Genomic DNA, 19,420 nt, shown 5'->3' with positions numbered 1-19,420 from the left:
TCCCGGGGCGGTTCACTATTTCGACCACCGGACACAGCGGCACCGGCAGCAGACGCTGTCGCAGGAAGAGATGATTGGACGCTATATCAGCCACGTGCCGGAAAAGTATTTTAAAATGGTGCGGTATTACGGATTTTTATCCAGCTGTAAACGGGGCACGCTGGTGCTGAAGGTGTATGAGGCCCTGGAGATGGAAGCGAGGAATAAACCGGATAAGCCCGGCTTCGCCGCGCTGATGAAAGCGTTCCTGCGCACGGATCCGTACAAATGCATTCTGTGCGGCGACCGGCTGCGCTTTGTCAGCGCGCAGGCGGGAAGACAGGCACAGGTGTTAGTGACGGAAAGGCTGTATAACATCGACCGGAAACGATGGCTTCTGTCACAGGCTGCAGGATAAGTGCGTCTGAAAAACGCACTTCAGGTTAAAGATCAGTCAAAAGGTGTTTTTTTCATCATTAGTTCCCCCACCGCACGCCATTACTGCTCTCCTGACGACCCTGTTCATGGTCAGAGATGTTTTAAAACGCTTTTCCAAATCGCTAACCATCAAGGAGTAACTCTTTGATTTATTTTCGTAACAGCTTTAGTTCTGCTCGCTCATCATCGCTGAGCACCTCGTTATGCAGCTCCCGAGCCAGCGTGAACCATGTATGCAGGGTTTTAGAGCTAATCCTCAGCGAGGCAGCCGCTCTGCTCCGTCACCAGAGCAACCGCTTCTGCTGTGGTCGAATAATCAGGACACTAAACTTACATCCAAAATGGAGGTGTTTAGTGAATCAGAAGCGAAAGTTTACGCCAGAATTTAAGAAGGAAACGGTGGCCCTGGTGCTGACGCAAAATTACTCCATTGCGCGTGCCGCAACTTCTTTGGGGATCAGCGCCAAAACATTGCGCAGTTGGGTCGCCGCCGCGCGCCAGCGCCATGAAAGTCCGCTTAGTGAAGATGAACAAGCTGAACTCCGAAGGCTACGTCTAGAAAACAAAGAGTTACGCATTGAGAAGGAAATATTAAAAAAGGCGAGCGCCTTCTTTGCGAAGCACATGTCGTGAGATACCAGTTTATCCTCGATAACGCAGGTAATTACAGGCTACGGACGCTTTGTCGCGTGATGCGCATTAGCCCGTCCGCATGGTATGCCTGGCGAAAAAAGCCGATAGCCTGCCCGTCGAAAGATACCGCAGTCAGGGTGATGCTCAAGGCGTTATTCTCTGCCAGTCGGGAAAGTGCCGGGAGCCGAACGCTGGTTAAAAAGCTCCGTGAAGAAGGCGTCACCATAAGTCGTTGGCGCGTTAGAAAAATCATGAGCGAAGAGGGACTTCTCTGCCGGCAACGCCGTGCCTGGAAGGTCACAACGAAACCGAAGAAAGGGGCTGATTTTGCACCAAATCTGTTGAATCAGAACTTCAATCCTCCCGGACCGGACCAGATATGGGTGAGTGATATTACGTATCTGAAAACGGGTGAAGGCTGGTTGTACCTGGCTGCGATCATGGATTTATATTCCCGCCGGATCGTCGGTTGGCACATTGACAAGAGAATGACATCGTCGCTGGTTTGCCGGGCTCTCATGCAGGCTTACAACCTGCGCAATCCACCGACAGGGCTGGTCGTCCATACCGATCGTGGAGCGCAGTATACCAGCAAGCGCTTCCAAACGCAGTTAACCAGTTACGGACTCAGAAGCAGCATGGGAGATGTTGGCGCCTGCTGGGATAACGCGGTAATGGAGCGTTTTTGGGGCAGTTTGAAACATGAATGGGTGCTGTTGATCCCGCAGCAGACGCGGGCAGGTATGAAACGTGATGTTGCAGACTATATGCGTTATTACAATCTTGACAGAAACCATGCTTCGAATGGGTATTTATCGCCAGTGCGATATGAACAGATGGCTGAGAAAAAAGTGTCCTGTTTAACTTGACCAGATCATTCCTTTTTAAACTCAGGGGTAAATCTTCGTTTCTGGTTCAATAAACACCTCCGTTTTGGATGTAAGTTTAGTGTCCTGATTATTCAACCACTACAGTGAAGAAATGCGCGCAGTTCATGCAGGGTTGAGGGACTGAAAACATGCCCCCGTTCGATGAGGTATCGACAGAATTTTACATATGTGAACTATGTGCTATACTTTTGTTGCATTAGGTATTTCCTTATTTAATTGCTGTAATGCTCCTTCGCCCGATTCTCTGATACGGGCTTTTTTTTTGACTATACTTATCACGGTTGTAAAAATACAAGAGTCACTCCTTCCCAAAAAACCCCTTGCCAGCTCAGGCCGACAAGGTTTTTTTTATGCACATTGATTATCGGGAGGAGCACTAAATACCCAAAAAAACATAACCATTCACATTTTATGGTTAATGAATCTTCATGGGTGTAGTTAAATTTATGAGGCTGTTTGTTGTAAAAGCAAAGATTTGTCCAATTTGATTGAGCATTGTTTTAGCCTGCTCATGTAGCAGGCTTTTTTTGTCAAAAAAAGGCCCACCGGAGTGGGCCTTTTGAGTAGCGTGCGTTATGTGCGTGTGTGCCGGGTGCCTCCCGGTGAACACTGCTCAGCAACAGTGTTCCGCTGCGACTGATAATGACTATGTAGGTTTAGAACAAAGTCTGCTGATGCGCCCTCCGCTTAGGGGGATTCACCACACACAAATCATATTAATTTTTGCATTTGTATCAATCAAAATTTGACCAGTTTCTTTAGCACTGAATGCTATTTCAGGCCACTGGCCCGTCTGGGCTAAACATCACTTCGCGGAACCAACTATTGGTTAATAAAAAACCCCCTTCCTTATGGGTTGAAAGGGGGAAAAGATATTGTTAGGAATGATGCTCTCTGGGAAAACCAGGAACATGGGCAATTTACCTATAAAACTTTGGGATAAAATGAAGAAAACTTGAATAAATTATGCAGCGCGATGGAATAAGTAACCACCACAATTGGCATGTCAGCGTGCGTGTTTTCTTCATATTTTCCTAAAATTAATCTAATAGATTTTGATGGGCTTCAAAACTGGCGGGACAGGAAGGATTCGAACCTTCGACCATTCGGTTAACAGCCGAACGCACAACCGCTGTGCTTCTGACCCTGAAATGAAAAAACCCAAGGCTTTAACCTCGGGCTTTGTATTTATTCATTGGATCACTTTCTATGAAGTGAATTGATCTCTAACTCTGAAGCTCTGATGTCTTTGCAATCAACTGGTTTTGTATTGCCAAGATCGCATACTGAACCGCCCCGGGAATCCTGGAGAATAAACTCCTAGAGAGAGGTAAACAGGATGACTAAAAATACTCGCTTTTCCCCTGAGATTCGTCAGCGGGCCGTTCGTATGGTTATTGGGTAATGCCTTCAATCGCTAGAAAACCATGATATGCTACTGGTATTTAGGGTTTTCTATGTCTTCCATTACTGTTCATTGTCCTCGCTGCCATTCCGACTCTGATTATCGCCATGGGCACAGCTGTTCCGGGCACGAGCGCTTTCTTTGCCGCTCGTGTCGCCGCGTTTTCCAGCTGGCTTATACCTATGAAGCCAGAAAACCCGGCGTAAAAGAACAGATAGTTGAACTGGCACACAACGGTGGCGGAGTCCGCGATACCGCCAGAGTTCTTAAGGTCGGTATCAATACCGTCATACGGACATTAAAAAGCTCTCGCCGTCCCGGATAACCGCTTCTCCTGTCGCTTATGCCGATGTGGCACTCATCTGTGAGCTTGATGAGCAGTGGGGGTTTGTTGGCAGTAAAGCCCGCCAGCACTGGCTCTGGTATGCTTACAAAACTAGGCTGTGTCCCTTAATTGCATAACCTTTTGTAAAACAGTCGGATGCATCCCAGTTTCACCCTCGCCAGATAATTCCTCACCGTTTTATCGTAGCGTGTGGCAATGCGACGATATTCTTTCAGGCGACCAAAGCAACGTTCAACTACGTTGCGATTGCGGTAAGCATCACGGTCGAGTTGTGAGCGACCATCCGAGGCCATTTTCTCATTTGATTTGCGGGGGATGACAGTTTTTATACCCTTGCTTTTCAGCTCGTTACGTAACGCATGTCCGGAGTAGCCTTTATCAGCCAGTACGGTATGACCACGTCGCTTCAGGCTGCCGTTCTGCCGCTGAACACCAATGCCATCCAGAAGACGTTGTGCGAACTGGCTTTCATGGGCCTGGCCGGGAATCAGCACGATGTTTAATGGCAGGCCGCTTGCGTCTGTCGCCAGATGGATTTTGGTGCCAAAACCACCGCGAGAGCGACCCAGGCTGTTATCTCCGGTGATATCGGGATGTTTTTTTGTGCGCCGGCGGCACATCTGAGCGCCCGGATATTACTGCCATCCAGCGCCGTCGCTGACCAGTCAACAAGGCCACGAGCGTCAAGAGATGATAGTAACTTTGTTAATTACCCCTGACTTTGACCATCGGTTAAAACGGTTGTAAACGGTCTTCCATGAACCATATCGCTCAGGCAAATCGCGCCAGGATGCGCCTGAACACAGCACCCAGAACATGCCTTTGATGATCATACGATGTTCTGCCCATGGACGTCCGGCCCTTGGTATTGCTGGTTAAGCAGGTAATAGTGGCTGGATGAGAGCCCATGCTTCATCGGGGAGTTCGCAGCGAGCCATAGTTCAATGTGTTGTGGTAACAGACAGTTACTATAGCTCAGGAGATTAAGGGGCACAGCCTAGTCGTTGGAGTCCCGATGATTGATGTTTTAGGCCCAGAGAAGCGCAGACGGCGCAGCGTTCAGGAAAAAATCTCCATCGTTCAGCAGAGCTTTGAACCCGGAATGACCGTGTCGCTGGTCGCCCGTCAGCATGGCGTTGCTGCCAGTCAGCTGTTCCTGTGGCGTAGCAGTATCAGGAAGGCAGCCTCACTGCCGTTGCCGTTGCCGCTGGTGAACAGGTTTTACCCGCGTCGGAGCTGGCCTCTGCGATGAAGCAAATCAAAGAGCTACAGCGCCTGCTGGGCAAGAAGACAATGGAAAATGAGCTGCTGAAAGAAGCCGTTGAATATGGCCGACAAAAAAAGTGGATAGCGCACGTGCCCTTGTTGCCGGAGGATGGCGAATAAGCCTTGTCAGTCGTTGCCTCCAGGTGTCACGTGCGCAACTACATGCCATGGCCCGTCGGTCGAAGGACTGGCAGGATCGTCGAGGCAAGCGCAAGCCTGATGATACTGAAGCGCTGGACCGTATCTATACCGTTCTCAGCGATCTGCCAACGTATGGTTATCGTCGGGTGTGGGCACTGCTGCGCAGACAATCAGAAACTGACGACATGACCGTTATTAACGCCAAACGCGTATACCGCATCATGCGTCAGAATGAGCTGTTGCTTGAGCGTAAACCTGCAATACCGCCCTCGAAACGGGCCCATACAGGTAAGGTAGCCGTCGGGGAAAGTAACCAGCGGTGGTGCTCTGACGGCTTCGAGTTCAACTGTGATAATGGCGAAAAACTGCGGGTAACGTTCGCGCTGGATTGCTGCGATCGTGAAGCCCTGCACTGGGCGGCCAGTACCGGTGGATATGACAGCGAAACGGTTCAGGATGTGATGCTGGGTGCGGTGGAACGCCGCTTCGGTAGCAGTCTGCCTGCATCACCTGTTGAGTGGCTGACGGATAACGGTTCAGCCAACCGGTCTTATCAGACACATAGGTTCGCCAGAATGGTAGGACTTGAGCCTAAACATACGGCAGTACGCAGCCCGGAAAGCAATGGGATGGCAGAGAGCTTCGTCAAAACGATGAAGCGCGACTACATCAGTATCATGCCGAAACCCGATGGGTTAACAGCGGTAAAGAACCTTGCGGAGGCCTTCGAACATTACAACGAATGGCATCCGCATAGTGCACTGGGGTATCGCTCGCCTCGGGAATATCTGCGGCGGCGAACCAGTAATGGGTTAAGTGATAAAAAGTGTATGGAAATATAGGGGCCAAACCACCTGTTGCCGAAGCGCTTTTCCACCGCTCTCAGCATCACATCCTGTACGGTCGAACTGTCGTAGCCCCCACTGCTCATCAAGCTCGCAGATGAGTGCCACATCGGCATGAGCGACAGGTGAAGCGGTTATCCGGGACGGCGAGAGCTTTTTAACGTCCGTATGGCGGTATTGATACCGACCTTCAGAACTCTGGCGGTATCCCGGACTCCGGCACCGTTGTGTGCCAGTTGGGGTCAGTTTGGAGATCGGAAATTTTTGTACTATAAGGGCTTCCCCGGCATGTCAACGCCGGTGTTTACGGTTTCTGTCTGCACTACAGTTAAAAATAAAGGGGAGAGACTGCGGTACTATAAACGGTCATAATGAATCGTTATCGATTCGGACCATGATGAAAGACGCGCGTGAGGTTCTTGTTCGTTAAGCGGATACGTATATCCTGTACAATAGCCAGATAGGCCTCACGGGGTCTAACCCTTTATCATCAACGAATTGCAGAACAGATGGTTATTTTGTTTCGTGCTTTAGCTGGCTGAGTACAGCCTGAAATCATCACCGTAATGCAATGATGCCCAGCACAGCCTTGCGTTTTTGGCGGCGATCGCTACAACGGCACGCCAGTATCCTCTGCGCTCGATCAGTGAACAGACCCAACGACTGAATGAATCAGTCCTTTTCTCCGCCCCGATCAGTACCGAGCGGGCCCCCTGAACCAGAAGTGTTCTCAGATACGAATCGCCAGCTTTCGTTATCCTGCCAAGATTCGACTTTCCGCCGCTGCTGTACTGCGATGGCGTAAGGCCCAGCCAGGCTGCCAGCTGGCGCCCATTCTTAAAATCATGTGCGTTACCGATACTGGCGACCAGCGCACAGGCCGTTGTGGGGCCAACGCCCTTCAATTCCATCAGCCTTTGACTGCGATGATCTGTTTTGGCCATGCGGGACAAAATCCGATCATATTCAGCTATGTTGGCTTCGATGCGAGCAACGTGCTCCAGCAAATCATCAACACATTGCTGAACCTGAAGTGGTAAAGAATCTTTCTGTGCAGAAACCATGTGTCGCAGGGAATCTGTACTTTGTGGCGCGATGACGCCGAATTCAGATATCAATCCTCGCAGGCGATTATACGTTGCTGTTTTCTCTTCGATAAATCCCTGACGGGTGCGGTGTAGGCATTGCATCGCCTGCTGGCTCTCATCCTTCACGGGTACAAACCGCATATGCGGGCGACGAACTGCTTCACAGATAGCCTGTGCATCAGCTGCATCATTTTTGCCTGATTTACCGGCCATGCGGTAAGGAGATACAAATTTAGCAGCCATCAGACGTGGTTCATGACCATATTGCCGGAACAGTCTTGCCCAGTAGTGAGCCCCGGAGCATGCCTCCATCCCGATAACACAGGGAGGTAAACTGGCAATCAGCTCAGGAAGGGCAGCACGCGATACTTTGGGTTTAACCAGAACAGTTTTACCATGCTGGTCAACGCAGTGAACAGCGAACACATTTTTAGCAAGATCAATACCGACAGTCGTGATGGTCATAACGAATCCCTCCGGGGCTGTGTTTACCCCATGATTGCACAAGAGTTAATCAGGTGCATATCCAGGGGAAGTCCCTTCCATTCGTTAAGCCTGTTTTTTGAACAGGCTTACCTATAGCAATAGGGTGTACTCCAGCGCTATACGGCATTTTAAGAGCCTATCCCAATAGGATTTTGTTCCAGACAATGATGCCGCAGGCAAAATGCAACATGGCCTCGTAATTTTCGGCCTTCTTTTCCCATCGGGTCAGAACCCGGCGAAAGCGATTCATCCAGCTATGAGTCCTCTCGACAACCCAGCGATGGGCTTTGAAGTCGGTGTTTTTACCTGCATCAGACTCCTCTTTACGGGACTGGATATGCGGCTCGTAGCGGCGGCTCTGTAGATACGTTTTCAGCCAGCCAGCTTCGTAACCTTTGTCCAGGCAGAGTCTGAGTTTTTGCCCCGGACGCCCCGTCTGAAGTGCATCGAGCGTATCTGCAACCAGTTTGATATCGTGCGTGTTCGCTGCTGCAACAACCAGCGACAGAGGAAGCCCGTTGGCGTCTGTCAGCAGGCTACGCTTTACGCCTTGTTTCCCTCTGTCCGTGGGATTACGGCCTGTTTTTTTGTTCCTGACAATGGCGATTTGGTCATACAGCCGTCCATCGACAGCCAGGACCAGTCAATGCCGTCCAGATGTTCGCAGGCAAGCAAACCGTTCTGCCAGAAGCGTTCGAAGACTCCCGCATCGCGCCATTCCTGGAAGCGTCGGTGTGCAGAACTCGATGAACATATCCCGGTGGCGTTCAGGGCGTTCCACTGGCAACCGGTCCTGAGGACGAAGAATATGGCATCCATGGCAGCACGGTTATCAACGCGTCTACGATGAGTCCCCAGTGGGTGGCTGGTTTTATGCTCCGGGATGAGTGGAGCCATTTTTTCCCATAGTTCGTCGCTGATCTGCCACTTGCTACCCGCCATACATTCCCCCTCAGAAATTACCGTAACGTATTATACGATAATTCCTTTTGGGATAGGCTCTTAGACGCCCACCTGTTACAGACGGACATCTAAGTATGGAATCCCAATACTGGCGAAAAGAACCCCGCAAGAATTATTCGAATGACTTCAAGCTCCGTATGGTTGAACTGGCTTCCCGTCCCGGCGCCTGCGTTGCTCAGATTGCCCGTGAAAACGGCGTTAATGATAACGTCATCTTCAAATGGCTGCGGCTCTGGCAGAATGAAGGCCGCATATCGCGCCGCCTTCCGGCTACCGTAGTGACTTCATCACTACCAACGATACTACCTGTTGAGGTTGTACCTGATCCGACTCCATCTGGCAGGATGAACACTGAGCCAGCTCAGTTCTCAGCGCTGAACGCCTCCTCCTGTTGCGTCGAGTTCCGCCACGGCAAAATGACGCTTGAGAACCCGTCACCGGAGTTGCTGGCCGTGCTGCTCCGCGAGCTGACCGGGAGAAGCCAATGATATCCCTCCCGTCAGGCACCCGTATCTGGCTGGTTGCTGGCGTCACGGATATGCGTAAATCGTTCAATGGACTGGGCGAGCTGGTACAGCATGCACTTGATGAAAATCCGTTCTCCGGGCACCTGTTTATCTTCCGTGGCCGCAAAGGTGACACCGTGAAGATCCTCTGGGCTGATGCTGACGGTCTGTGCCTGTTTACCAAACGGCTGGAGGAAGGCCAGTTCATCTGGCCTGCTGTACGCGAGGGTAAAATCGCCATCACCCGCTCACAACTCGCCATGCTCCTCGATAAGCTGGACTGGCGTCAGCCAAAAACAGCCCGACTTAACTCACTGACAATGTTGTAAAAAGAGCATGACCGCATTATAAATGAGGTCATGAGTCAGGACTATATCGCCCGTATCGCCGCGCTGGAAGACGCGCTTCGCCAGAAAGACAGTCGGCTCAGCCTCGTTGCAGAGACTGAGTCGTTCCTGCGTTCTGCGCTGGCCCGCGCAGAAGAGAAAATAGAGAACGAAGAGCGCGAAATAGAGCATCTGCGGGCACAGATAGAAAAACTACGGCGGATGCTGTTCGGTACCCGCTCCGAAAAACTTCGCCGACAGGTTGAAGACGCCGAAGCCCTGCTGAAACAGCAGGAGCAGCAAAGCGATCGTTACAACGGCCGGGATAACGATCAGCAGGTTCCGCGTCAGCTTCGACAGTCGCGCCATCGCCGTCCTCTGCCTGACCATCTTCCACGCGAAATAAACAGGCTGGAGCCCGCCGAAACCTGCTGTCCGGACTGCGGCAGCGATATGGCATACCTCAGAGAAGTCAGCGCAGAGCAACTGGAGCTGGTCTCCAGCGCTCTGAAAGTGATCCGCACGGTCAGGGTGAAAAAGGCCTGCACCCGATGCGACTGCATCGTTGAAGCGCCTGCGCCATCACGCCCTATCGATCGGGGTATCGCCGGTCCGGGTCTGCTGGCCCGGGTGTTAACGGCCAAATACTGTGAACACCTGCCGCTATATCGCCAGTGCGAAATCTTTGCCCGTCAGGGCGTGGATCTGAGCCGGGCTCTGCTCTCCAACTGGGTGGATGCCTGTTGCCGGTTGATGGTCCCGCTGGATGAGGCTCTTTACCGCTACGTGATGGACTGCCGCAAACTGCATACGGATGACACTCCGGTGCCGGTACTGGCACCGGGCAGAAAGAAGACGAAAACCGGGCGCATCTGGACGTACGTTCGCAATGACCGGAACGCGGGGTCGTCAGACCCGCCCGCAGCGTGGTTCGCCTTCTCGCCGGATCGGCAGGGGAAACATCCTCAACAACATCTTCGCCATTACCATAGCGTTCTGCAGGCCGATGCCTTCGCTGGTTACGACAGGTTGTTCAGTGCAGAGCGTGACGGCGGCCCGCTAACAGAAGCAGCCTGCTGGGCTCACGCGCGCCGAAAAATCCACGACGTCTATATAAGTACTCAGACGGTCACAGCAGAGGAAGCCCTGAAACGTATCGGTGAACTGTACGCGGTAGAAGAGGAAATACGCGGCCTCCCGGCAACTGAGCGGCTGGCAGCCAGGCAGTCCCGGAGTAAGCCGCTGCTGGCATCCCTGCATGTGTGGTTGGAGGAGAAAAGCGCAACGCTGTCGAAAAAATCCCGGCTGGGGGAGGCGTTCGCATATGCCCTGAACCAGTGGGATGCGCTGTGCTACTACTGCGATGATGGCCTGGCAGAGCCTGATAACAAGGTGGCAGAACGCGCGCTGCGAGCTGTCTGCCTTGGCAAGAAAAATTATATCTTCTTCGGGAGCGATCACGGTGGTGAGCGTGGAGCCCTGCTGTACGGTCTGATCGGTACGTGCAGGCTGAATGGCATCGACCCGGAGGCTTACCTACGCCATATCCTGAGCGTTCTGCCGGAGTGGCCCAGCAACAAAGTGGCTGAACTTCTGCCCTGGAACGTGGATCTCACCAATAAATAGCCGTCAATACGGCACTCGCTGAACGCTTACGGATTGGTTAAATAATGCGCTTAACGAATGGAAGGGACTTCCCCTGGATATGCACCTGATTAACTCTTGTGCAATCATGGGGTAAACACAGCCCCGGAGGGATTCGTTATGACCATCACGACTGTCGGTATTGATCTTGCTAAAAATGTGTTCGCTGTTCACTGCGTTGACCAGCATGGTAAAACTGTTCTGGTTAAACCCAAAGTATCGCGTGCTGCCCTTCCTGAGCTGATTGCCAGTTTACCTCCCTGTGTTATCGGGATGGAGGCATGCTCCGGGGCTCACTACTGGGCAAGACTGTTCCGGCAATATGGTCATGAACCACGTCTGATGGCTGCTAAATTTGTATCTCCTTACCGCATGGCCGGTAAATCAGGCAAAAATGATGCAGCTGATGCACAGGCTATCTGTGAAGCAGTTCGTCGCCCGCATATGCGGTTTGTACCCGTGAAGGATGAGAGCCAGCAGGCGATGCAATGCCTACACCGCACCCGTCAGGGATTTATCGAAGAGAAAACAGCAACGTATAATCGCCTGCGAGGATTGATATCTGAATTCGGCGTCATCGCGCCACAAAGTACAGATTCCCTGCGACACATGGTTTCTGCACAGAAAGATTCTTTACCACTTCAGGTTCAGCAATGTGTTGATGATTTGCTGGAGCACGTTGCTCGCATCGAAGCCAACATAGCTGAATATGATCGGATTTTGTCCCGCATGGCCAAAACAGATCATCGCAGTCAAAGGCTGATGGAATTGAAGGGCGTTGGCCCCACAACGGCCTGTGCGCTGGTCGCCAGTATCGGTAACGCACATGATTTTAAGAATGGGCGCCAGCTGGCAGCCTGGCTGGGCCTTACGCCATCGCAGTACAGCAGCGGCGGAAAGTCGAATCTTGGCAGGATAACGAAAGCTGGCGATTCGTATCTGAGAACACTTCTGGTTCAGGGGGCCCGCTCGGTACTGATCGGGGCGGAGAAAAGGACTGATTCATTCAGTCGTTGGGTCTGTTCACTGATCGAGCGCAGAGGATACTGGCGTGCCGTTGTAGCGATCGCCGCCAAAAACGCAAGGCTGTGCTGGGCATCATTGCATTACGGTGATGATTTCAGGCTGTACTCAGCCAGCTAAAGCACGAAACAAAATAACCATCTGTTCTGCAATTCGTTGATGATAAAGGGTTAGACCCCGTGAGGCCTATCTGGCTATTGTACAGGATATACGTATCCGCTTAACGAACAAGAACCTCACGCGCGTCTTTCATCATGGTCCGAATCGATAACGATTCATTATGACCGTTTATAGTACCGCAGTCTCTCCCCTTTATTTTTAACTGTAGTGCAGACAGAAACCGTAAACACCGGCGTTGACATGCCGGGGAAGCCCTTATAGTACAATAATTCTCTATAGCCAAACTGACCCCTTACTGCGTAATCAGCCCGCCACCCAATTGTTCAATCAGCAGGATATTTTGATCCATGATGTCGGCTTTCATTTGTACCACGTTACGATCGGATGCCAGCAACTGAGCCTGTAACGACAGCACATCCAGCCATGGGCGAATGCCTGCTTTAAACTGTGACGACACATTGTACCAGGCACTGTGTACCAGTTTATCCGCCTCTTCAGTCTGCATAATTTGCTGCTCCAGCGACTTAATTCTAATAATCGAGGTGCTGATGTCGCCAATGGAAGAGATCAACAGGCTGTTGTAATGCGCGACAGCCAGATCCCAGTCCGCGTTACTACTGGTCAGATCTGCTCGGCGTTTACCGCCATCAAAAATCGGTAACGAGAGTGTCGGCCCAATATTGAAGAACTGACTCGGTGCGCCGACAAATGCATCACCCAGTAAGTTACGCGTACCGGCTTCCGCTACGAGGTTTATGTTTGGGTAGAATTCGGTTTTTGCCACTTTGATTTGTTTTTCCGCCGCCTCAACACGCCAGCGTGCAGCAACCACATCCGGCCTGCGCCCAACTAGTTCTGCTGGAATAGCGGAAGGCAGCGTATTGTGCGCAGAAACGGTATTTTTACTAGGTTTTAAGTGCCGCCAATAATCAGGTCCTTTACCCACCAGTGTAGATAATTTAATCCCTGCGATGGTGACATTTTCCTGCGTCTGCAATAAGGTGACCTGCCCATCATTATCATTGGCCATCGCTTGTTTATATTGATATTCCGGTGACATCCCTCCATGATAGAGTTGGTGCTGAATATCACTAATTTTTTTTAGACGTTCGGCATTGGTATTTTCGATTTTTTCTAATTTCCACGCGGTATTCAGGCTATTCCATGCACGTGCAATATTTGCCGATAGACTCAGTCCGGCAGCCTGTTTATCCAGTTCGCTGGCTCTCGCATTGCCTAATGCCGCTTCCCAGACCGCTTTTTTTCCTCCCCATAAATCTAACGCATAGCTGGTCCCCAGTGATGTAGTGCGCAGGGTGCTGTAGCGTTTACCTTCAAGCAGCGGATCATCGACCTTTGCCACGCGAGAACGCGTCACGCTGGCATGCATGTTGATGCTCGGCATCTCTGCGGCCCTGGCACTGACCACGGAAGCATTGGCTTTGTCGGCCCGAGCATTGGCTTCCTGCAAGCTCGGGCTGGAGGCCAGACCATCGCGAATGAGTTCATTCAATTGCGGATCGTTAAAACTCTCCCACCAATTACGATGCGGCCATCTGGCCGTGCTAAGCAGCACTTTCGACAACGTCTCTTTTGCCTGCAAAGCATCTGCATTAAGCATTTTGTTTGTGGTATTTAAACCTTCGGACGTTGTACAACTGCTTAATATCAGCGTGGTCAGAATAGAAAAGGTGAGCCTTTTCCCCGGATAATAAATTTTCATTATGTAATTACCTTGCGCTTTGAAAATGTCAGTCGTTTCTATGTATAACTGTAAGTATCCTCCGGCAGAGCCGGAGGCTTTAGGGTGAGCGCCTCAAAGGCGCTGACAAACCATGAGCCGCCTAGGGCGGCTGCTATACGTTCAGTTTCATCTGGTCGTATCGTTCGTCTTCTCGTTCCTGATTGCGTATGTAAGCCCTGGCCATGGCCTCATCCAGACCAACGGTTGACACAAAATATCCCCGGGCCCAGAACACCTCGCCGGTGACGTTTTTACCTCTGCCGAAATGCCGGGCTATTGCTATCGCACTTTTCCCCTTCAGATAGCCGACAATTGTTGATACTGAGTACTATAGGGCAGGATCGTCTACCGGGGTGGGGTCAGTCCAGTTAACATCGCGCCCTTTCACAGTGCAAGCCGATTCGTTAGCCGTCATTCCCCGTCGGCACAGAAGAGTTGCCGGAATAGTTTGCGGTACAAGGCTTCCAGAACTTTTTTCTCCGTCGGCGACAGTACTGACAGCTTACGGCGGAAATCGGCGCCCTCGGTCACGGTCGCTAGTAACTCGATGATCGCCGCGGCTTTCTCTGCCGCGATATGCGGGTGCCTTCTGGCGATTAAGCGCCGCCCCTCCTTTTTAAAAAGATCATCGGCTTCATTCAGCACCGACTGCAGGCGGGGGTTCCGCGACGCCTCGGCTTTGACTTCCATCAGGAAGGTGGTCACACTCAGCATTTGCTCATCAGGATTATCCATTCCGGACAGCAACGCCGCCTTACGGTCGAGGTCATGGTTCTCGGCAACCATGCCGCGCAGACGAATAGTCACAATTTTTCTGACAATGGCTTCAGTAATCTCCTCCTTGCTGGTAAAAACGCGATACAGCTGGCCCACGCTGAGGCCAACTGCCTGCGCAATATCAGCGACAGAGGCGCCATGCAACCCCTTTTCAGCAAAACAGCGTTCCGCCACGCGAATAATCATCGCACGGCGCGCCTGTTGTTTTACCCGGGCTCTGGTTCCACTGCGATACGCCTTTTCGCTCATACCGGGACTACTTCCAGCCGCCGCCCAGCACTTTATAGAGCGTGATTTTCTCCGCCAGTGAAGAGGACAGCGTGGTGACATACTCCTGTTGTGCGGAATACAGCGAGCGTTGCGCCGTCAGGACCTGTAAATAATCGTCTGCGCCGGAGTCATAGCGAAGTTTAGCCAACGCATAATATTTCTCATTGACCGCCGCGTTCTCCTCGCGCAACCTGACCTCGTTCTGATAGGTCTCCACTCCGTTCAGAGCATCCGACGCCTCTTTAAAAGCCTGCTGTATCGCTTTTTCATAGTTGGCGACTTCTATCTGTTGCGAAACTTTCGCCACATCCAGCTCCGCGCTCAGCGCCCCGGCGCTGAAGATAGGGATGCTGATCGAGGGGGCGAAGCTCCACGCCGCCGTCCCGTCTTCAAAAAGATGTCCCAGACTTGAGGACATCGTCCCGCCGGAGGCGGTCAGGCTGATGCTCGGGAAAAAGGCCGCGCGGGCCGCGCCGATACTGGCGTTAGCCGCTTTAAGCGTATGTTCGGCGGCGATAATATCGGGCCGGCGCGTGAGCACCGATGATGGTAGCCCGGAACTGAGCCCCGGGAATACCCAGGCTTTCTTCAGTGTCGCCTGCGCCGGGATCCCGGTCGGCAACGATGCGCCCAGCAACAGCTCCAGCGCGTTAATGTCCTCACGCCGCTGCCGCTCATATTTCGCCGCATCGGCTTCCGCGCTTTTCACCGAAGTTTGCGCCTGCAGCACATCCTGCTCGGTCACTGAGCCGGCGCTGAATTTCACGTGCGTTAGCTGTAGCGATTCGCGCTGACTGGCCGCGGTGGTTTCCGCCAGCCGCTGCAAATCGCTGTCGGCGCATAGCGTGATATAGGCCTGAGCGACTTCAGCAACCAGCGACAGCTGCGTCGACTGCCGAGTCGACTCCTCGGCGAGGAAAGTTTCCAGACCCTTATCGCGTAAATTACGCAGGCGGCCAAAGAAATCCAGCTCCCAAGAGGAGACCGCCAGATTGCCCTCGTACTGCTGATAGGTCACCGGCCCGGTCTCCTGCGTGGAGTAGAGGTTGCCAGGCAGGTGCGCCGCCGTCTTGCTGAAATTAGCGTTTACCGTCGGCAGCAAATCCGCTCTCGAGATGCGGTATTGCGCGCGGGCGGATTCAACGTTCAGCGCCGCCACCTTCAAATCACGGTTATTGTCGATCGCGGTGCGGATCAGTTGTTGTAACGTCGGATCGGTGAAGAAGGTGGCCCAGGTCATTTCAAGGGCCTGAGAGCCCGCTGTCGTCTCTGCATTCCAGCTGGCCGCCACCGGCGCTTTCGGCCGTTCATAATGCGGCGCCAGGTTACAACCGGACAGCATGCCCGCCATCAACGCTGGCAGTGTCGCCAGCGTCAGTATTTTGATTTTAATCATCTTGAGTCGCCTCTGGTACGGCAGTACGTCTGGTCACGCGCTGTGCGAGATTCATTACCAGCACATAGAACATAGGAACAAAAAAGATAGCGAGGAAGGTCGCGGTGAACATGCCTCCGATCACCGCGGTACCGATGGAGTGCTGGCTGCCCGCGCCGGCTCCGCTGGATATAGTCAGCGGCAGTACGCCGAAGATAAACGCCATCGAGGTCATGATGATCGGCCTGATACGCAGTTTTGCCGCGTCCAGCGCCGCGACGACGATATCTTTGCCGTCCCGCTCGTGAATATCTTTGGCGAACTCAACGATAAGAATGGCGTTCTTAGCCGCCAGCCCCACGGTGGTCAACAACCCGACCTGGAAGAAGACATCGTTTTGCAGACCGCGCAGCACCATGGCGCCGACCGTCCCCAGAACCCCCAGCGGGACGACCAGCATGACCGAAAACGGAACCGACCAGCTTTCATACAGCGCCGCCAGACACAGGAAGACCACCAGCACCGACAGCATGTACAGTTTGGTGGTCTGCGAACCCGACATCATCTCCTCATAGGAGAGGCCATGCCATTCCACTTTAAAACCGGCGGGCAGTTTTTTAGCGATCTCTTCCACCGCCTGTACCGCGTCGCCGCTGCTGTAGCCGGAGGCCGGCGAGCCCTGGATATTCACCGCCGAGATGCCGTTGAAACGTTCATAGCGCGGAGAGCCGTATGACCAGTAGCCGTGACCGAATACCGAGAACGGCACCATGCTGCCCTTATCGTTTTTCACATACCATTTATCGAGATCGTCCGGCGTAATGCGCGCGGTCGCCCGCCCCTGCAGATAAACGTCCTTAACGCGGCCGTTATACAGGAACTGATCGACGTAGCTGGCCCCCCAGGCGGTAGAAAGCATGTCATCAATATCGCTGCTGCTGACCCCCAGCGCCTGCGCTTTTTCGTCATCGATAACCAGATGGTATTCCGACTCGTCGGCCATGCCGTTATGCCGCACCATCGACAGCCGTTTATCCTGGTTAGCCAGCTGCAGGAACTGGTTCATGGCGTTCATCAGCGCTTCATGCCCCAGGCTGTTCTGGTCCTCCAGGTACATATCGAACCCGCTGCTGTTCCCCAGCTCCATCACCGCCGGCGGCACCATCGCAATCACGCTGGCGTCTTTCATCTGTGCGAAGTGGGCCATGCTTCTGCCGGCCACCGCATCGACTTTCAGGTTTGCCGACTGACGCTCTCCCCAGCTCTTCAGACGCACGAAGGAAACCGCACTGTTCTGCCCGCGTCCGGCGAAGCTGAAGCCGTTAACCGAGAAGACGGAATCTACGGCGTCTTTTTCATCCTGCAGATAATAATTGGTAATTTCATGCAATACCTGCTGCGTGCGCTCCGCCGAGGCGTTCTGCGGCAGCGTCGCCTGCACCATCAACACCGCCTGATCTTCGTCCGGCAGGAACGTGGAGGGCAGCTTCATAAACAGGTAACCGGTGAAGGCGACAATCACCACATACGCCAGCATAAACAGGCCGCGGCGCTGGATAATACCGCTGACTCCACGTGTATAACGGATGGTTTCGCTGTCGAATTTTCGGTTAAACCAGCCGGCGAATCCTCTGCCTTTTTTCTCGTGATCGACGGGCCTGAGGAGGGTCGCGCACAGCGCCGGGGTAAAGATCAGAGCCATCAGCACCGACAGCACCATCGCCGAGATGATGGTAACAGAGAACTGGCGATAAATAATGCCGGTGGAACCGCCGAAAAAGGCCATCGGCAGCAGCACCGCAGAGAGCACCATCGCGATGCCGAACAGTGCACCCTGCACCTGGCCCATCGACCTGATGGTTGCCTCTTTCGGCGGCAGATGCTCTTCCTCCATCACCCTTTCGACGTTCTCCACCACCACGATGGCGTCATCAACCAGTAGCCCGATAGCCAGCACCATCCCAAACATGGTTAGCGTGTTTATCGTATAACCGCAGGCGTAAAGCACACCGAAAGTCCCGAGCAGCACCACCGGCACCACCATGGTGGTGATAATCGTCGCCCGGAAGTTTTGCAGGAAGAGCAGCATCACGAAGAAGACCAGAACGATCGCTTCAATCAGCGTTTTTACGACTTCATGAATCGAAGCGCTAACCACCGGGGAGGTATCGTACGGCAGGATAACCTCGACATCGTCAGGCAATGAACCTTTGAGTCTGTCCACCGTTGCGCTTACGGCACTCACCGTCTCCAGGATATTGGCTCCGGTGGCAAGACGCAGGGCGATACCGGCCGACGGCTTATTATTAAAGGTGGAAGAAATACTGTAATCCGACGGGCCAAGATCCACCGAGGCGACGTCTTTCAGACGCACCTGGGAGCCGTCCTGATTAACCTTCAGCAGGACGTTCCGGAACTGTTCCGCCGTGGTGAAGCGCGTTTTACCAATAATCGATGCGCTGACCTGGGTTCCGGGTGCGGTCGGCAGACCGCCGACTTTACCGGAGGATACCTGGGTATTCTGGCTCTTGATAGCCGTACTGACGTCACTGGGGAGCAAACCATATTTATACAGTTTGGCCGGGTCCAGCCAGACTCGCATTGCATATTCTGAACCCATAACCATAAAGTCACCGACGCCCTTGGTCCTTGCAACCGGGTCCTGCAGTTTGGAGACCAGCAAATCGCCGAGGTCGGCGTCGGACAGCTTGCCGGATTTCGACACCAGGCCCAGCACCATCATAAAGTTGGTCTGATATTTGGCGACTGTCACCCCCTGCTCGGTCACTTCGTCCGGCAGTGAGGATTCCGCCACCGACACTTTGTTCTGCACCTGCACCTGGGCTATATCCGGGTCGGTACCCTGATCGAAGGTGGCGATGATCGTGGCGCTGCCGTCGCCGTTACTGGTTGATTCCAGGTAACGAAGGTTATCGATGCCGGTAAGTTGCTGTTCGATGACCTGCACCGCCGTTTCCTGCACCGTCGCCGCGCTGGCCCCGGGATAGGTAATGGTTACAGAGACCGCCGGCGGGGCAATATTCGGATACTGGTTAACCGACAGTCCGGAAATGGCCATTACCCCGCCCACCATGATCAGAATGGCGATCACCCATGCAAAAACGGGGCGTTGAATGAAAAATTTCGACATGGCG

At 53.0% G+C, this 19,420-nt stretch carries 12 protein-coding genes, 1 tRNA gene and 5 pseudogenes; 8 read left to right on the top strand and 10 right to left on the bottom strand.

Going from position 1 to position 19,420, the window contains the following annotated elements:
- Positions 1-4: 4 nt before the first annotated feature.
- A pseudogene (locus AC1M2H_RS10095) lies at positions 5-397 on the top strand (transposase); the annotation flags it as partial.
- Positions 398-732: 335 nt separating this feature from the next.
- Positions 733-1,919 (top strand): IS3 family transposase gene (locus AC1M2H_RS10090; protein WP_480151852.1). Its coding sequence is split into 2 segments (ribosomal slippage): positions 733-1,009 and positions 1,009-1,919, totalling 1,188 coding nucleotides; the frame shifts between segments, so codons are not numbered across the junction.
- A gap of 1,093 nt (positions 1,920-3,012) precedes the next feature.
- Here the strand turns inward: AC1M2H_RS10090 and AC1M2H_RS10085 are convergent.
- Positions 3,013-3,087, bottom strand: a tRNA-Asn gene (locus AC1M2H_RS10085).
- A 310-nt stretch (positions 3,088-3,397) separates the two neighbouring features.
- On the opposite strand from AC1M2H_RS10085, the pseudogene AC1M2H_RS10080 reads away from it, so the two are divergent.
- A pseudogene (locus AC1M2H_RS10080) lies at positions 3,398-3,804 on the top strand (IS1 family transposase); the annotation flags it as partial.
- Here AC1M2H_RS10080 and AC1M2H_RS10075 read toward each other — a convergent pair.
- Positions 3,796-4,629 (bottom strand): annotated as a pseudogene (locus AC1M2H_RS10075) (IS5 family transposase). The pseudogenes AC1M2H_RS10080 and AC1M2H_RS10075 overlap by 9 nt on opposite strands.
- Positions 4,630-4,706: 77 nt before the next feature.
- On the opposite strand from AC1M2H_RS10075, the pseudogene AC1M2H_RS10070 reads away from it, so the two are divergent.
- A pseudogene (locus tag AC1M2H_RS10070) lies at positions 4,707-5,940 on the top strand (IS3 family transposase).
- Between the two features lie 137 nt (positions 5,941-6,077).
- On the opposite strand, the gene AC1M2H_RS10065 reads toward AC1M2H_RS10070, so the two are convergent.
- From AC1M2H_RS10065 to AC1M2H_RS10055, 3 genes are all read right to left on the bottom strand, one after another.
- Positions 6,078-6,137 (bottom strand): IS1-like element transposase, encoded by a 60-nt coding sequence (locus tag AC1M2H_RS10065; protein WP_480151899.1) that lies wholly within the window; start codon positions 6,135-6,137, stop codon positions 6,078-6,080.
- A 336-nt stretch (positions 6,138-6,473) separates the two neighbouring features.
- Complete coding sequence (locus AC1M2H_RS10060) at positions 6,474-7,496, bottom strand: IS110 family RNA-guided transposase (protein ID WP_480151266.1); 1,023 nt, start codon at positions 7,494-7,496, stop codon at positions 6,474-6,476.
- A gap of 157 nt (positions 7,497-7,653) precedes the next feature.
- Positions 7,654-8,459, bottom strand: a protein-coding gene (locus AC1M2H_RS10055) for an IS5 family transposase (protein WP_480147878.1) whose coding sequence is annotated in 2 segments (ribosomal slippage) — positions 7,654-8,106 and positions 8,109-8,459 — 804 coding nt in all. Because the reading frame shifts where the segments join, the coding sequence is not laid out codon by codon here.
- A 95-nt stretch (positions 8,460-8,554) separates the two neighbouring features.
- Between AC1M2H_RS10055 and tnpA the strand changes: the two genes are divergently transcribed.
- The 4 genes from tnpA (at position 8,555) to AC1M2H_RS10035 (ending at position 12,099) form a co-directional block, all read left to right on the top strand.
- Positions 8,555-8,968, top strand: coding sequence for an IS66-like element accessory protein TnpA (gene tnpA, locus AC1M2H_RS10050; protein ID WP_480148419.1), 414 nt, complete (start codon positions 8,555-8,557; stop codon positions 8,966-8,968).
- On the top strand, positions 8,965-9,315 hold the full coding sequence (gene tnpB / locus AC1M2H_RS10045; protein WP_191939720.1) for an IS66 family insertion sequence element accessory protein TnpB: 351 nt from the start codon (positions 8,965-8,967) through the stop codon (positions 9,313-9,315). The genes tnpA and tnpB overlap by 4 nt, the downstream gene beginning before the upstream one ends.
- Before the next feature lie 30 nt (positions 9,316-9,345).
- Positions 9,346-10,938, top strand: a complete 1,593-nt coding sequence (gene tnpC, locus AC1M2H_RS10040; protein WP_480151267.1) for an IS66 family transposase — start codon at positions 9,346-9,348, stop codon at positions 10,936-10,938.
- Positions 10,939-11,076: 138 nt separating this feature from the next.
- On the top strand, positions 11,077-12,099 hold the full coding sequence (locus AC1M2H_RS10035; protein WP_480151266.1) for an IS110 family RNA-guided transposase: 1,023 nt from the start codon (positions 11,077-11,079) through the stop codon (positions 12,097-12,099).
- Between the two features lie 292 nt (positions 12,100-12,391).
- Here the strand turns inward: AC1M2H_RS10035 and AC1M2H_RS10030 are convergent, their stop codons facing one another.
- The 5 genes and pseudogenes from AC1M2H_RS10030 to AC1M2H_RS10010 all read right to left on the bottom strand — a co-directional run bounded on the left by AC1M2H_RS10030 (position 12,392) and on the right by AC1M2H_RS10010 (position 19,416).
- The gene (locus tag AC1M2H_RS10030) at positions 12,392-13,822 is read right to left on the bottom strand and encodes an efflux transporter outer membrane subunit (RefSeq protein ID WP_480151265.1); all 1,431 of its coding nucleotides are present in this window, start codon (positions 13,820-13,822) and stop codon (positions 12,392-12,394) included.
- A 133-nt stretch (positions 13,823-13,955) separates the two neighbouring features.
- A pseudogene (locus AC1M2H_RS10025) lies at positions 13,956-14,171 on the bottom strand (transposase); the annotation flags it as partial.
- An 83-nt stretch (positions 14,172-14,254) separates the two neighbouring features.
- Positions 14,255-14,869, bottom strand: a complete 615-nt coding sequence (locus tag AC1M2H_RS10020; protein ID WP_480151264.1) for a TetR/AcrR family transcriptional regulator — start codon at positions 14,867-14,869, stop codon at positions 14,255-14,257.
- 7 nt (positions 14,870-14,876) lie between these two features.
- The gene (locus AC1M2H_RS10015; RefSeq protein ID WP_480151263.1) at positions 14,877-16,286 is read right to left on the bottom strand and encodes an efflux transporter outer membrane subunit; all 1,410 of its coding nucleotides are present in this window, start codon (positions 16,284-16,286) and stop codon (positions 14,877-14,879) included.
- Positions 16,279-19,416 carry an efflux RND transporter permease subunit gene (locus tag AC1M2H_RS10010; protein ID WP_480151262.1) on the bottom strand — a complete coding sequence of 1,046 codons (3,138 nt, stop codon included), beginning with the start codon at positions 19,414-19,416 and terminating at the stop codon, positions 16,279-16,281. Before AC1M2H_RS10010 ends, AC1M2H_RS10015 begins: the two co-directional genes overlap by 8 nt.
- Positions 19,417-19,420: the final 4 nt, after the last annotated feature.

It is taken from the genome of Klebsiella sp. F11 (assembly GCF_056712265.1).
Note: the sequence above shows the minus strand (reverse complement) of the source record. Positions and strands in the feature narration are given on the sequence as shown.

Excerpts from the sequence above, each read along its gene's own strand:
- AC1M2H_RS10060 (WP_480151266.1), bottom strand. The coding sequence starts at position 7,496 with ATGACCATCACGACTGTCGGTATTGATCTTGCTAAAAATGTGTTCGCT.
- tnpA (WP_480148419.1), top strand. The coding sequence starts at position 8,555 with ATGGAATCCCAATACTGGCGAAAAGAACCCCGCAAGAATTATTCGAAT.
- tnpB (WP_191939720.1), top strand. The coding sequence starts at position 8,965 with ATGATATCCCTCCCGTCAGGCACCCGTATCTGGCTGGTTGCTGGCGTC.
- tnpC (WP_480151267.1), top strand. The coding sequence starts at position 9,346 with ATGAGTCAGGACTATATCGCCCGTATCGCCGCGCTGGAAGACGCGCTT.
- AC1M2H_RS10035 (WP_480151266.1), top strand. The coding sequence starts at position 11,077 with ATGACCATCACGACTGTCGGTATTGATCTTGCTAAAAATGTGTTCGCT.
- AC1M2H_RS10030 (WP_480151265.1), bottom strand. The coding sequence starts at position 13,822 with ATGAAAATTTATTATCCGGGGAAAAGGCTCACCTTTTCTATTCTGACC.
- AC1M2H_RS10020 (WP_480151264.1), bottom strand. The coding sequence starts at position 14,869 with ATGAGCGAAAAGGCGTATCGCAGTGGAACCAGAGCCCGGGTAAAACAA.
- AC1M2H_RS10015 (WP_480151263.1), bottom strand. The coding sequence starts at position 16,286 with ATGATTAAAATCAAAATACTGACGCTGGCGACACTGCCAGCGTTGATG.
- AC1M2H_RS10010 (WP_480151262.1), bottom strand. The coding sequence starts at position 19,416 with ATGTCGAAATTTTTCATTCAACGCCCCGTTTTTGCATGGGTGATCGCC.